The 13753-nt window shown below is 72.1% G+C and carries 15 protein-coding genes; 5 read left to right on the forward strand and 10 right to left on the reverse strand.

The window, feature by feature from the left end:
• From ETD85_RS14315 to dhaK, 3 genes are all read right to left on the reverse strand, one after another.
• Positions 1 to 249: PTS-dependent dihydroxyacetone kinase phosphotransferase subunit DhaM (locus tag ETD85_RS14315; protein WP_138690180.1), on the reverse strand; the 249-nt coding region annotated here is incomplete at its 3' end.
• 13 nt (positions 250 to 262) lie between these two features.
• Entirely contained in the window at positions 263 to 889 is a 627-nt protein-coding gene (dhaL, locus tag ETD85_RS14320; RefSeq protein ID WP_138690181.1) for a dihydroxyacetone kinase subunit DhaL, read from the reverse strand.
• Positions 889 to 1869, reverse strand: coding sequence for a dihydroxyacetone kinase subunit DhaK (gene dhaK / locus ETD85_RS14325; protein WP_138690182.1), 981 nt, complete (start codon positions 1867 to 1869; stop codon positions 889 to 891). Before dhaK ends, dhaL begins: the two co-directional genes overlap by 1 nt.
• Before the next feature lie 152 nt (positions 1870 to 2021).
• Here dhaK and ETD85_RS14330 point away from each other — a divergent pair, with 152 nt between their 5' ends.
• Positions 2022 to 3188 (forward strand): cytochrome P450, encoded by a 1167-nt coding sequence (locus tag ETD85_RS14330; protein ID WP_240779143.1) that lies wholly within the window; start codon positions 2022 to 2024, stop codon positions 3186 to 3188.
• Between the two features lie 18 nt (positions 3189 to 3206).
• Complete coding sequence (locus tag ETD85_RS14335; protein WP_138690184.1) at positions 3207 to 3956, forward strand: lysophospholipid acyltransferase family protein; 750 nt, start codon at positions 3207 to 3209, stop codon at positions 3954 to 3956.
• A gap of 19 nt (positions 3957 to 3975) precedes the next feature.
• Here ETD85_RS14335 and ETD85_RS14340 read toward each other — a convergent pair whose 3' ends face one another.
• On the reverse strand, positions 3976 to 4935 hold the full coding sequence (locus tag ETD85_RS14340) for a helix-turn-helix transcriptional regulator (RefSeq protein ID WP_138690185.1): 960 nt from the start codon (positions 4933 to 4935) through the stop codon (positions 3976 to 3978).
• A gap of 61 nt (positions 4936 to 4996) precedes the next feature.
• Between ETD85_RS14340 and ETD85_RS14345 the strand changes: the two genes are divergently transcribed.
• A complete protein-coding gene (locus ETD85_RS14345) occupies positions 4997 to 5629 on the forward strand; it encodes a DinB family protein (protein WP_138690186.1) in 633 nt (210 codons plus the stop codon).
• A gap of 1 nt (position 5630) precedes the next feature.
• On the forward strand, positions 5631 to 6068 hold the full coding sequence (locus ETD85_RS14350) for a VOC family protein (protein WP_138690187.1): 438 nt from the start codon (positions 5631 to 5633) through the stop codon (positions 6066 to 6068).
• Positions 6069 to 6148: 80 nt separating this feature from the next.
• Here ETD85_RS14350 and ETD85_RS14355 read toward each other — a convergent pair whose 3' ends face one another.
• Together ETD85_RS14355 and ETD85_RS14360 are read right to left on the reverse strand one after the other, a co-directional pair.
• Positions 6149 to 6955 (reverse strand): serine/threonine-protein kinase, encoded by an 807-nt coding sequence (locus ETD85_RS14355; RefSeq protein WP_138690188.1) that lies wholly within the window; start codon positions 6953 to 6955, stop codon positions 6149 to 6151.
• Between the two features lie 56 nt (positions 6956 to 7011).
• Positions 7012 to 8358: an MFS transporter gene (locus ETD85_RS14360; RefSeq protein WP_138690189.1), complete on the reverse strand. Its 1347-nt coding sequence runs from the start codon at positions 8356 to 8358 to the stop codon at positions 7012 to 7014.
• Positions 8359 to 8426: 68 nt separating this feature from the next.
• Here ETD85_RS14360 and ETD85_RS14365 point away from each other — a divergent pair, with 68 nt between their 5' ends.
• Positions 8427 to 9053, forward strand: a complete 627-nt coding sequence (locus tag ETD85_RS14365) for an ArsR/SmtB family transcription factor (RefSeq protein WP_138690190.1) — start codon at positions 8427 to 8429, stop codon at positions 9051 to 9053.
• Positions 9054 to 9428: 375 nt separating this feature from the next.
• On the opposite strand, the gene ETD85_RS14370 is transcribed toward ETD85_RS14365, so the two are convergent.
• The 4 genes from ETD85_RS14370 to ETD85_RS14385 all read right to left on the reverse strand — a co-directional run bounded on the left by ETD85_RS14370 (position 9429) and on the right by ETD85_RS14385 (position 13734).
• The gene (locus ETD85_RS14370; RefSeq protein ID WP_138690191.1) at positions 9429 to 10052 is read right to left on the reverse strand and encodes a DJ-1/PfpI family protein; all 624 of its coding nucleotides are present in this window, start codon (positions 10050 to 10052) and stop codon (positions 9429 to 9431) included.
• Between the two features lie 2 nt (positions 10053 to 10054).
• The gene (locus ETD85_RS14375; protein ID WP_138690192.1) at positions 10055 to 11017 is read right to left on the reverse strand and encodes a GlxA family transcriptional regulator; all 963 of its coding nucleotides are present in this window, start codon (positions 11015 to 11017) and stop codon (positions 10055 to 10057) included.
• A 173-nt stretch (positions 11018 to 11190) separates the two neighbouring features.
• Positions 11191 to 12816 (reverse strand): L-glutamate gamma-semialdehyde dehydrogenase, encoded by a 1626-nt coding sequence (gene pruA / locus ETD85_RS14380; protein ID WP_138690193.1) that lies wholly within the window; start codon positions 12814 to 12816, stop codon positions 11191 to 11193.
• Positions 12817 to 13734, reverse strand: coding sequence for a proline dehydrogenase family protein (locus ETD85_RS14385; RefSeq protein WP_138690194.1), 918 nt, complete (start codon positions 13732 to 13734; stop codon positions 12817 to 12819).
• Positions 13735 to 13753 lie beyond the last annotated feature (19 nt).

The following is a 13753-nucleotide window of genomic DNA, read 5'->3' on the forward strand; positions in this document are numbered from 1 at the left end:
CCGCCCCTCCTCCTCCACCAGGCGGGAGGTCAGCACCGAGCTGCCCAGGTCGGGGATGACCACGACCCCGTCCCCCTGATCGACGGCCAGCAGCGCCCGCTCGATGAGATCCAGGCTCGTGCCCAGCCCGCCGTCCTCCGTGCCGCCCGCCGCCGCGACCGGAACATCGGCGCCCGCGATGCCCCGGGCCAGCGCCGCCGCCTCCGCGGCCAGCCCGGCGCTGTGCGAGACGAGCACCAGCCCCACCATCAGCAGGCTCCCGTCACGCGACCACGGCGGCCAGCGCGGCCATGATCAGCGCGGCCGAGGCGGCCCCGGGATCCTCGTGGCCGATGCTGCGCTCGCCCAGGTAGCTGGCCCGGCCCTTGCGCGCCTGCATCGGGATCGTGGCTTCGGCCCCCTCCTCGGCCGCCCGCGCCGCCTGCTCGACCGCCTGGCGCACCCCCGCCCCATCGCGTACGGCCAGGGCCAGCGCGCGCGAGGCCGGCGCCAGCGCGTCCACCATCGTCTTGTCGCCCAGCGCGGCCTTGCCCAGCCGCTCGACCGCCACGACGCCCTCCTCGAACGCTCCCGCGAACCCGGCCAGCGTCACCGGCCCGCTCTGCCCCTCCAGCGCCTTGCCCATCTGGCGGAACACCGAGCCGTACAGCGGCCCCGAGGCCCCGCCCACGCGGCGGATGAGCGTCGCGCCCGCCGTGGCCAGCACCCGCGCGGGCGAGTCGGGAGGCGCGCCCGCCAGCGCCTTGCAGACCTCGGTGAGCCCGCGGTCCAGGTTCGTGCCGTGGTCGGCGTCGCCGATCGCCGCGTCCAGCTCGGTCAGCCGGTCGCGGTCGGCGCGAACGAGCCGGGCCGCCTCCTCCAGCCAGGCCACGAACAGGTCCGTCTCCATCAGCGCCCCCAGCGCAGCCCGGGCGTCTCGACCGGTGCGTCCCACAACCGGGTCAGCGTGTCGTCGAGCAGGCAGATCGTCACGGAGAAGCCCTGCATGTCGAGGCTCGTCACGTAGTTGCCGACGAGCGAGCGCGACACCCGGGCCCCCTTGCCCTCGACGTACGCCGCCACCTCCGCGAAGGCCACGTACAGCTCCATCAGGGGCGTGCCGCCCATGCCGTTCACCATGACCAGCAGGTCGCCGCGCAGCGGCAGGTCGCCGTGGATGGCCTCCATGGCGATGCCGGCCAGCTCGCGGGCCGGGACCAGCGGCACCCGCGCCCGCCCCGGCTCGCCGTGGATGCCGATGCCCAGCTCCACCTCCGTCTCCGGCAGGTCGAACGTGGGCTTGCCCGCATGCGGCGTCGTGCACGACGTCAGCGCGATGCCGAACGACCTGCTGCGCTCGTCCACCTCGCTCGCCACGGCGGCGACGGCGGCCAGCGGCGCGCCCTCCTCGGCCAGCGCCCCCGCGATCTTCTCCACGAACAGCGTCGCTCCGGTGCCGCGCCGGCCCGCCGTGTAGAGGGAGTCCTGGACGGCCACGTCGTCGTCGACCAGCACGCTCACCACCTCGACGTCCTCGGTCAGCTCGGCGGCCATCTCGAAGTTCAGCACGTCACCGGTGTAGTTCTTGACGATGTGCAGAACCCCGGCCCCGCCGTCCACCGCCTTGGTCGCGTCGATGATCTGGTCGGGCACCGGCGAGGTGAAGATCTCGCCGGGGCAGGCCGCGTCGAGCATGCCGTACCCGACGAAACCGGCATGCAGCGGCTCGTGCCCCGACCCGCCGCCGGAGACCAGACCGACCTTGCCGGGGCGCGGCCCCTCGGCCCGGTAGACCACCTGGTCGCGGATCCGCAGCGAGGGGTGTGCCGCGGCCATGCCGTTCAGCGCGTCCGAGACGACGGAGTCCGCCGTGTTGATGAGCTTCTTCATGTCACCAGGCACCTGCTGCTTCACGGCCTGCGAGGCCCGCGGTGCGGCCCGGGCAGGCGGGGCGGTGGGTCATGGCGGTCTCCAGGTCTGGGATTCCCGTCCTTCAGGCGGGGAGGATGTCAAGAAGGCGCGGGCGTCGTAGCGTGGTCGGGGTGGATGTCTCCTACAGTCCCTACGATCCCGTGGTCAACGACGATCCGTACCCCGTCTACGCGCGGTTACGCCGGGAAGCGCCGCTCTACCACAACTCCGACCTCGGCTTCTGGGCGCTGTCCCGGCACGCCGACGTCGCCGCCGCGCTGACCGACAGCGCCCTGCTGTCCAGCGACCACGGCCCCGTGCTCGACGAGGGCGCCTTCGGCCCGCGGGCGCGCACGTTCCTGTCGTTCGTGGCGATGGACCCGCCCGACCACACCCGCATGCGGGCCACCATCTCCCGGGGCTTCACCCCGCGCCGGGTCGCCGCGCTCGAACCCATGATCAGGCAGATCGCCCGCGGGTACATCGAGGAGGCGGTCGAGCGCAGGACGTTCGACTTCGCCCGCGACATCGCCGCCAAGCTGCCGCTCGACGTGATCTCCGAGCTGGTGGGCGTGCCGCCGTCCGAGCGGGCCGGCGTCCGCCGCAGCACCTCGGCCCTGCTCGCCTACGACCCCGAAGGCAAGATCGTCGAAGAGGGCGTCAAGACCATCGTCTCCCTCGGCGACTACTACCGCACGATCATCGCCGAACGCCGGGCCGCGCCGCGCGACGACCTCGTCTCCGTGCTCGTGGCCGACGAGGAGCTGACCGACGACGACATCGCGGCGTTCCTGTTCCTGCTGATCGGGGCCGGCGCGGAGACCACCACCCATCTGCTCGGCGCCGCCTGGTACTGGGCGTGGCGCAACCCCGACCAGCGCGCAGTGGCCTTCGGCGGGGCGATCACACGCTGGGTGGAGGAGTCGCTGCGCTACGACACCCCCGCGCAGGGCACCGCCCGCCGCCTCACGGAGCCCACGGAGTGGTACGGCACCCGCGTCCCCGCCGGCGCCAAGATGTGGCTGCTGATCGGCTCCGCCAACCGGGACGAGAATGTCTTCCCCGATCCCGACGTATACGACCTGGAGCGTGACACGGGCAAGGCCATCAGCTTCGGCGCGGGGCGGCATTTCTGCCTCGGCGGCCCGCTCGCCCGCCTGGAGGCCCGCGTGGCGCTGGAGGAGCTCACGAGGGCCGTCTCGCCCGACTACGACATCGACGCCGAGGGCATCAGGAGGACCTCGCACGGCAACGTACGGGGGATGACCCGCCTGCCGACTACCGTGAAACCTGCCTGAGTAGGCTACCTTCTGGTCATGGCTGAGATCGTGTACCCGCCGGTGATCGCCGCCGCGCGGACCCTGTTTCGCATGCTCGACGTCCGCTTCCACATGGAGGGGACCGAGCATGTGCCGCGGACGGGGGGAGCGGTGCTGGTGAGCAACCACATCAGCTACCTCGACTTCATCTTCGCCGGGTTCGCCGCGCTGCCGTCGAAGCGGCTGGTGCGGTTCATGGCCAAGCAGGACGTGTTCGACCACCGGATCTCGGGGCCGCTGATGCGCGGCATGCACCACATCCCGGTCGACCGCGGCGCGGGGGCCGGCTCCTACGCGACGGCCCTGCGGATGCTGAAGGCCGGAGAGGTCGTCGGCGTGTTCGCCGAGGCGACGATCAGCCGCTCGTTCACGGTCAAGGAGATCAAGAACGGGGCCATCCGGATGGCCCAGGCGACCAACACCCCCATCATCCCGGTGGCGTTGTGGGGCAGCCAGCGCTTCTGGACCAAGGGCCGGCCGAAGAAGCTGACGCAGCGGCACGTGCCGCTCACCATCCTGGTGGGCGAGCCGATGCACCCCAAGCGCGGGGAGAACGTCAACGACCACGTGAGCGACCTGTACACCCGCATGTCGGAGCTGGTGGACCGGGCGCAGCGCACCTATCCGGAGGTGCCGCCGGGGGTGTGGTGGCAGCCCGCGCACCTCGGCGGCACGGCGCCGACGCCCGAGGAGGCCGCCGCCATGGACGCGGCCGAGGCCGAGGCCAGGGCGAAGAAGGAAGACTGACGGGCGCGGGCCGGGCCCGTCAGCCGGTCCCGGCCATCGCCGCGAGGCGGCGGGCGAGCCGGGCGACGGCCTCCCGCAGCTCCGGAGGCTCCAGCACCTCCGCCTCGAAGCCCAGCCTGGCCACGTGCACGGCGAGCCAGTCCAGCTCCTCCCCGCCCACCACGAGCACGCACCACCCGTCGCGATCCTCCTCGACCCGCCCCACCTGGGGCGGCACCAGCTCCCGCACCTGGTCGGCCCGGGCGTGCACCCGCACCCGGGCGAGATACCGGTAGGGCGCCTCGGTCACGGACCGCTGCACGTAGGCGACCGGGTCCGGGTGCTCCCTCGCCCGGAAGCGCCAGGTCGTCGCCACCACCTCGCGCATCCGGTCCAGCCGGAACGTACGCCAGTCGGCGCGGCCGGTGTCCCAGGCCATCAGATACCAGCGGCGGCCGGTGGCGACCATCCGCACGGGCTCGACCGTGCGCTCGCGTTCGCCGCCGTCGCGGGCGGCGTACCGGAAGCGCACCCGCACTGCGTCGCGGCAGGCCCGCGCGAGCGTCACCAGCAGCTCGGGGTCGATCTCGATCCCGGGGCCGTGGAGGGTCTCGGTGGCGCCGTGCACCGCCCGCACCTCGGCGCGCAGCCGGGGCGGCATCACCTGGTCGAGCTTGGCCAGCGCCCGCAGCGCCGCCTCGCCCGCCCCGGCGACCGTGCCCCCCGAAGCCATGCGCAGGGACACCGCGGTCGCGATCGCCTCGTCGTCGTCCAGCAGCAGGGGCGGCAGCCGGGTGCCCGCGCCGAGCTGGTAGCCGCCGCCGACGCCCGCCGTCGCGTGCACGGGGTAGCCGACCGCGCGCAGCCGCTCCACGTCGCGGCGCACCGAGCGGTCGGTGACGCCCAGCTCGGCGGCGAGCTCGGTGGCGGTCCAGGACGGCCGGTGCTGCAGCAGCGCCAGCAGCCGCAGCACCCGCTCGGTCGTCGCCTCGACGCTCATGCGCTCATCGTTCCACAGATCACGGACGGATCCTGTCCGCTATATGGGGCAGGGTGAGACCATGACCGACCAGACCTGGAACCCTCTGCTCCGCGAGCAGCTCACCTGGCACTGGACCCACCAGCTGCGCGATCGCCTCGACGGGCTCACCGACGACGAATATTTCTGGGAGCCGGTGCCCGGCTCCTGGAGCGTGCGCCCGCGCGGCACCGGCCCCGCACCCGTGCAGGCCGGGTCCGGCGCGATGACCATCGACTTCGCCATGCCGGTGCCCAGCCCGCCGCCGTTCACGACGATCGCCTGGCGGCTCGGCCATGTGATCGTCGGCGTGCTCGCGGTCCGCAACGCCGCCCACTTCGGCCGCGCGCCCACCGACTACCAGTCGTTCGAGTACGCGCCGACCGCGGCCGCGGCGCTGGACCAGCTCGACGCCGAATACGAAACGTGGCTGGCCGGGGTCGAGTCCCTCGGCGAGAGCGGCCTGGCCCGCCCGTGCGGGGAGGCGGAGGGACCGTACGCCGAGAGCCCGCTGGGGGCGCTGGTGCTGCACATCCACCGCGAGCTGATCCACCATCTGGCCGAGGTGTGCCTGCTGCGCGACCTCCACCTGCACACCCATGGGCACACCCATGGGCACACTCACGGGCACACTCACGGGCAGACCACCCGGCAGATCCGGCAGGAGGCGAGCTGACGTGGCCCGCGACGTACAGATCACCTTCGACTGCGCCGACCCGGCCGGGTTGTCGGCGTTCTGGGCCGAGGTGCTCGGCTACCGGCTGCAGGATCCGCCCAAGGGCTTCGAGTCGTGGGAGCGGGCCCTGGAGGCGATGGGGGTGCCCCCGGAGAGCCGCAACGACGCCTCGGCGGTGGTCGACCCCGACGGCTCAGGGCCGCGGCTGTTCTTCCAGAAGGTGCCGGAGGGCAAGCAGGCCAAGAACCGCGTGCACCTCGATGTGCGGGCCGCCCCCGGGCTTGAGGGAGAGGCGCGGATGGCGGCACTGGAGAAGGAGGCCGAGCGGCTCGTCTCCCTCGGCGCCACCCGGCTCGGGCGACAGGAGCCCGCTCCGCCGCTCGGCGCCGGTCACGTCGTGCTGGCCGACCCCGAGGGCAACGAGTTCTGTCTCGACTGATCAGCCGCGCGGCGGGGGCCGGCTGCATCGGCGCGGCCCGGGATCGGGGGTCCCCGGTCCCGGGCGCGGAGTGAGTCAGCTCAGATGGCGGCCTGGTAGCTGCTGGCACGCATGCCGGCCAGCAGCCCGGCCGTCTGCTCCGGCGTGAACCGGCGGACCGGGTCGTGATGGAGCAGCCCCTCGATCAGCGGGCGCATCACCCCCGCGCGGCGCGGCGGCGGATAGGGGCCGCTCCTCGCCATGCCGAGCACCGTCGCGGCGTCCTGCCCCGGGTAGGGCGGCTGCCCCTCGATGGCGCTGTAGAGGGTGGCGCCGAAGGACCACATGTCGGCCTCCTTGCTGGCCGGACCGCCGTGGAGCCGCTCGGGCGCCATGAACGCGGGCGTGCCCCGGAGCCGCCGCGACGTCGTCATCCTGATGTCGCCCTCGGCGGTCGCGATGCCGAAGTCGGTCAGCACCACGCGGTCGCCGGTCAGCATGACGTTGGCGGGCTTCACATCACGGTGCAGCACCCCGGCCTGGTGGGCGGTACGCAGCGCGGCGAGCAGGTGCTGGCCGATGGCCGCCACCGACTGCGCGGGCAGCGTGCCCACCTGGGAGAGCAACTGGTGCAAGGACAACCCGTCAAGGTATTCCATGACGATCCAGAGCTTGCGCCCCTCCTCGAGCAGGTCGTGGACGGTCACGATGTTCGGGTGCGTCAGGCCAGCGGCCATCCTCGCCTCACGCAGCACCCGGCGGCGCACCATCTCGGCCTCACCGGCCAAGGTCAGCTCCTTCAGCGCCACCTCACGGTGGAGGAGCTGATCGAACGCCCGCCAGACGACTCCCATACCCCCACGACCGGCCTCCTCGTTCAGGAGGTACCGTCCGCCGATCTCCCGCATACCATCCCCTCAAGCTCGGGGATAATCATGTCACCTCAGCACAGGCTCTAGGGTGCCTAACGTGATCCGGATATGTCGGAAAGTGTAGGTTCGCTGGTCAAGGGCCTAGAAATTCGATCCGACAAAGCGCGCCGCACCAGTCCGACAGCTACCAAACATACTCCTGCGGAGCCCGCCAGGACGGCTCCAAGCCCTACGAACTCGGCCACAACGCCCCCGAGAGCCGCTCCGAGCGGCATCCCGCCCATGCCGACGAGCCGATATGCCGAATTGACTCGCCCGAGCAATTCCGCGGGAATCAGCCGCTGCCTGGCCGAGATCACCAGGACGTTTCCCGCCGCCCCCGTCACGCCCCACAGCACGGCGGTGGGGTAGAGCGTCCAGGGGGAGGGCGCGAACACGGGCACCAGAAGCAGGAGGCTGCTGATGAGCCACGCGTACACCAGCGTCCTGAACTCGCCGAACCAGCCGGCCGCCCGGGCGGACAGCAGCGACCCGAGCACCGCTCCGACGGCGAAGGCCGTCGTCATCAGGCCGTACTCGTGCGGCGCCAGCCCGATCCGCGACTCCGCGCCGACGGCCCACAGCACGAGGACGGCGAAGTAGGCGGCGTTGGCGAGGTTGAGCAGGCCCGCCGTGATCGCCAGGCTGCGCAGGACCCGGTGGGCCCAGAGGTAGCGCAGGGCCTCGGCGATGTCCCGCCGCAACGGCCGCCGCCCGCTGCTGGACCCGGCGCTGGACCCGGCGCTGGACCCGTTGCTGGACCCGTTGCTGGACCCGGTGCCGGGCTCGCTGCCGGGCTCGCTGTTGGGCTCGGTACTGGGTCCGGCCGGGCCGTACGCGCCGCGCATGCCGAGGAGCAGCAGCCCGGCGAGCCCGTACAGCAGGGCGGGGGCGCCGAAGATGACGGCGGGCAGGGCGGCGACGAGCACGCCCGCCAGCGGGGCGCCCAGGAAGTCGTTGCCGATCATCTGGGCGGTCGACACGCGGCCGTTCGCCCGCGTGAGGTGCTTCCCGGGCACGGCCATCGGCAGGATGGACTGCGCCGAGGTGTCGGCGAAGACCTCGCTCACGCCGGCCAGGAGCACGGCGGCGAGCAGCAGCCACAGGTCGAGCAGCCCGAGCCCGGCCAGGACCGCGACGGCGGCGAGGAGCACGGCGCGGGCGGCGTTCGCGAGGACCATGATGCGGCGGCGATCGGCCCGGTCGGCGATCGCGCCCGCGTGCAGCGCGAACAGCAGCCAGGGCATCGTGGCGGCCGCCCCCACCAGGGACACCAGCGTGGGTGAGCGGGTCATCGAGACGGCCAGCAGCGGGCCGCCGACCTTCAGCACGCCGTCCGCGACGTTCGACAGCGCGGTCGAGGACCACAGATAGCCGAACGTCCGCCCAAGACTTGTCATGGCTCACTCCGGTAGTGTGTAAGGAAAAGTATGCATAGATTCCTTTGCAAAGATAGGTGTGCACACGTATGCAAAGCAAGAGCTTCTCCACCCGTACGCTCGACGCGAACGCGCTGAAGTCCTTCGCCCACCCGCTGCGGCTGCGCATCTACGAGCTGCTCGACGAGCACGGACCCTCCACCGCCACGAAGCTCGCCGCCCTCGTCGGCCAGAACACCGGCGCGACCAGCTACCACCTGAGGGAGCTGGCCAAGCACGGCATGATCGAGGTCGCGCCGGAGATGGGGCGGGGCAAGGAGAAGTACTGGCGGATCGTGCTGGGCGGCTTCACCTACGGCGACACGCCGCCGGATGCGGAGGCGGCCAGCGCGCTGGAGTTCCTGCTCGACGACCTGGTGCGCCAGCGGGGGGCCGAGCTGGCCAGGTGGCGCGACGCATCGGCCGGGGCGCCCGAGGAGTGGGTGCGGGCCAGCGGGTTCGGGCGGCGGTCGCTGCGGCTCACGGCGGAGGAGACGGGGGAGATGCGGGACGCGGTGTTCGAGTTGCTGGAGCGGTACCGGGCGCTGTCGGACCGCAGGGAGCGGGAGGCCGCGGCCGGATCGCCGGATGCGGCGACCGGTCACGTGGTGGTCCACTTCGACGTCCTGCCGCTCGGCGCCGCCGGTGGCGCGGGCGAGGACGGCGAGGAGACATAGCGGGCGGCTCCACGCTCTGGGGGCGGCTCCGCGCTCAGGTGACGGCGGGTCCGGGTAGGGGACGGCGGGCCGGTCCGGGGTGGCGGCCGCGATCACATCCTAGGGAAATCCCTAGGTCCTGCCCTGACGCCGGAGCGCCGCCGCACCCCGTAGTGTCCGACGTCGGGCAGTCCTCCAGACGGAGGGGTCGACACGGCCCGCGGCGACCTGGTGGCCGGCCCGCGGGCGCGGAACCGGTCGCGGGGTCGTGGAACGCTCCACGCACAGAGCTCCGGGCTCGCCGGACAACGGGCCCGGACGGGGGTGGCGCCCTCGTCCCAGGCTGGAGGGACTGGGGCGCCGCCTTCTCCCGGACCTCTCCCGCGGCGGGTGGGCTCAGACGAGCAGGTTGATCGCCCGCTCGACCATCCCCTCCGGCGCCGTCTCCGGCGAGCCGCAGCCGAACGGGGGCTCCGGGGCGTACTCGATCGCCAGCTGCACGGCCTGCGCGGTCACCTCGCCGGCCGCTTGGGCCAGCAACGTGAGCGCCATGTCGATCCCCGCCGACACCCCGGCCGCCGTCACGATCTTGCCGTGCGCGACCGAGCGCTCGCTCACCGGCTCGGCCCCGTACTGCTTGAGGTTGTCGAGCAGGGCCCAGTGCGTCGTGGCCTTGGCGCCCTCCAGCAGCCCCGCCGCCCCCAGCAGCAGCGCGCCGCTGCACACCGAGGTCGTCCACCGGGTGTGCCGGTCGGCCTCCCGGATCCAGGCCACCAGGGCCTCGTCGCCCAGGGCGTCGAAGGTGCCCAGCCCGCCCGGCACGATGATCACGTCAGGATCCGGCAGGTCCGCGTACGAAGCCGTGGCGATCATCGTGAGCGTCCCCTGGTCGTCGGTGACCGGGCCCCGCTCGGCGGCGACGAGCGTGACGGTGGTGTCCGGGGCGAAGGCCATCACGGTGTACGGCCCGGCCACGTCGAGCGCGGTGAATCGCGGATAGAGCGGGATGGCGATGTGCATGGTCAGCTCTCCTTGGCTCGGAACCGGCGACGGTGGTCGCCCGGCGAGATCCGCCAGTGGCGGTGAAAGACGCGGTAGAGGGTCTCGGGCGTGCCGAGCCCGGACTCCCTGGCCACCGTGGCCAGCGGGTGGCCGGTGACCTCCAGGAGCCGCCTGGCGGTGTCGGCCCGGCTGCGCTCGACGTAGCGGCCCGGCGGCAGGCCGGTCTGCTCGGTGAAGACGCGCGAGAAGTGGCGCTCGCTCATCCCGGCGCGCGCGGCCAGGGCGGGGACGCTCAGGTCGGCGGCCGGATTCGCGTCGATGTAGGCCTGCAGTTCCCTCAGCGGCTCGCTGCGCGGCGTCATGGCCCCCATGGGGGTGCTGAACTGGCTCTGCCCGCCCGGCCTGTGCAGATACACCACGAGCCCGCGGGCGACGTCACGGGCGAGGTCGTGGCCGTGGTCCCTGGCCACCATCGCGAGGGCGAGGTCGACGCCGGACAGGACGCCCGCGGAGGTCCAGACGTTCCCGTCCTCGATGTAGAGGGGGTCGGCGTCCACCTCGACGTGCTCGTAGCGACGGCTCAGCTCGTCCGCGGCGAGCCAGTGCGTCGTGGCCCGGCGGTGGTCCAGCAGCCCGGCCTCCGCCAGCAGGAACGCGCCGTTGCAGACCGAGGCGACGCGCCGCGCGGCCCCCGCCAGCCGGGTCACGGCCCCGGCCAGCTCGCCGCCGGTGAGCTGCTCGGGCATGGACAGCCCGCCCGCGACCAGCAACGTGTCGATCGGGCCCGTCACCTCGCCGAGCGCGGCGGCGTTCACCGTGATCCCGTTGTGCGCCGCCACGGGGCCCGCGCGCAGGGCGCCCACCTCGACCCGGTAGCCGTCCCCGGCCAGGAACAGGTCCGCCGTGCTGAACACGTCGGCGGGACCGGCCATGTCGAGGAGCTGGAATCCGGGGAAGACGGCGATCAGGACGCGTCGCTGCATGTCCTTCATGCTGGGGGCGGGCGCCGGTGGCGTCAACGACACGAACATTGCACATTACGCCACGGGCCAGGACCGTCCTCAGGCACCGCCCGAGATGGGCGCGCGGCCCCGGGAACGCCGGAGAGCCCTCGGGGGCAGGATCCCGAGGGCTCTCCGGCGCGACAGGCGATGAATCAGCCCATGTGCGGGTAACGGTGGTCGGTGGGCGGCACGAACGTCTCCTTGATCGTGCGGGCGTTCACCCAGCGGATCAGGTTGAAGATCGAGCCGGCCTTGTCGTTGGTGCCGGAGGCGCGGGCGCCGCCGAACGGCTGCTGGCCCACCACCGCGCCGGTCGGCTTGTCGTTGACGTAGAAGTTGCCGGCCGCGAAGCGCAGCCGCTCCGACGCCGAGGCGATCGCGTAGCGGTCCTGGGCGATGATCGACCCGGTCAGCGCGTAGGGGGCGATGCCCTCCATCTGGTCGAGCACCGCGTCGAAGTCGCCGTCGTCGTAGACGTGCACGCCGAGGATCGGCCCGAAGTACTCCTTGACGAAGATCTCGTCGGTCGGGTCGGCGCACTCGAGGATGGTCGGCTTCACGAAATATCCGGTCGAGTCGTCGTACGAGCCGGTCAGCAGGTCGATGTTCGAGGCCGACCGAGCCCGGTCGATGGCCTCCTTGTGCTTGGCGAAGGCCCGCCCGTCGATGACCGCGCCCATGAACGTCGACAGGTCGGCCGCCACGTCTCCCACGGTCAGCGACTCGGCCACGGAGACGAAGTCGTCACGCATGCGGTTCCAGACCGAGCGCGGGACGTACGCCCTGGAGGCGGCCGAGCACTTCTGACCCTGGTACTCGAACGCGCCCCTGATCAGCGCCGTGGAGAGCACGCCCGGGTCGGCGGACGGGTGCGCCAGCACGAAGTCCTTGCCGCCCGTCTCGCCGACGATGCGCGGGTAGCCGTGGTAGGAGGCGATGTTCGCACCGACCGCGGCCCAGAGGTGCTGGAACGTCGCGGTCGAGCCGGTGAAGTGGATGCCGGCCAGCGCCGGGTGGGGGAGTGCCACCTCGGAGATCGCCTGCCCGTTGCCAGTGACCAGGTTGATCACGCCCGGCGGGAGCCCGGCCGCCTCCAGCAGCCGCATGGTGAAGTGCGCGGCGAACTGCTGGGTGGGCGAAGGCTTCCAGACGACGACATTCCCCATCAAAGCGGCAGAAGTCGGCAAATTTCCGGCAATAGCGGTGAAGTTGAACGGCGTGATCGCCAGCACGAACCCTTCGAGGGGCCGGTACTCCATCCTGTTCCACACACCGGGTGACGACACCGGCTGGTCGGCGTAGAGCTGACGGGCGTAGGCCACGTTGAACCGCAGGAAGTCGATCAGCTCACAGGCCGCGTCGATCTCCGCCTGCTGCGCCGACTTGGACTGCCCGAGCACGGTCGCCGCGTTCAGCGTCGCCCGCCACGGCCCCGACAGCAGGTCCGCCGCCTTCAGGAAGATCGCGGCCCGCTCGTCGAACGACAGCGCCCGCCAGGCGGGAGCCGCCCGCAGCGCGCTGTCGATGGCGTCCTGCACGTCCCGGGCCGTAGCGTCGTTGGTACGGCCCAGGACGGAGGCGTGGTTGTGCGGCTGGACCACGTCGATGGGGGCGCCGCCACCGAGCCGCTGCTCGCCGCCGATGGTCATGGTCAGGTCGACCGACGACCCGGCCAGCTCCTTGATGCGGCTCTCCAGCGCGGCCCGCTCGGCGCTGCCCGGCGCGTAGCCGAACACGCGCTCGTTCGCGGGAACCGGGACGTTGCTGATGGCATCCATTTACTTACCCCCAAGGGCACGAAGGAAGAAGGCGACGTTGGCGGGGCGCTCCGCGAGGCGGCGCATGAAGTAGCCGTACCAGTCGTCGCCGTAGGGGACGTAGACACGGACCGTGTGACCGGCGCCGGCCAGGGCCTCCTGCCGGTCGGTCCTGATTCCGTAGAGCATCTGGAACTCGTGGTCGCCGATCCCGCGCCCGAACCGGTCGGCGAGCAGCTCCGTGATGGAGATCATGCGGTCGTCGTGTGTCGCCACCATGGGATACCCCTTCCCCGCCATGAGGATCCGCAGGCATCGCACGTAGGCCTTGTCCACAGCCGTCTTGCCCTGGTGGGCGACCGAGGCGGGCTCGCGGTAGGCGCCCTTGACCAGGCGGACCCTGGAGCCCTCCGACGAGAGGTCGCGGCAGTCCTCCTCGCTGCGGAACAGGTACGACTGGATCGCCACGCCCGTCGTGGGGTAGTCCTCGCGCAGCTTGCGCAGGATCGACAGCGTGGAGTCGACGGTGGTGTGGTCCTCCATGTCGAGGGTCACCGTGGAGCCGTTGAGGGCGGCGGCGGCGCAGATCTCGCGGGTGTGCTCCAGCGCCATCGCGTCGTCGAGCCGCTGGCCGACGGCCGACAGCTTCACCGACACCTCGCCCCCGCGCCCGAGCTGCAGCGGCCTGAGCGCGTCGAGCAGGGTGATGTAGGCGTTCGCGGTGTCCTCGGCGGCCCGCGCGTCGCGCGTCTCCTCGCCGAGGTGGTCGACGGTGACGGCGAGGTTCGCATCGCGCAGCCGTTCGATGGCGTCGCGGGCCTCCTGCACGCTTTCGCCGGCGACGAACCGCTGCACCACCTTCTTGGTGAGCGGGAAGCCTGACACGGAGCGGCGTACGAGTCCGCTTCTTGACGCGGCGAGCAGCAGTTGACCGAGCATGGCTTCAGTTTAGAAACCG

The sequence above is a fragment of the Nonomuraea zeae genome, from assembly GCF_005889725.1.
Taxonomy (GTDB): domain Bacteria; phylum Actinomycetota; class Actinomycetes; order Streptosporangiales; family Streptosporangiaceae; genus Nonomuraea; species Nonomuraea zeae.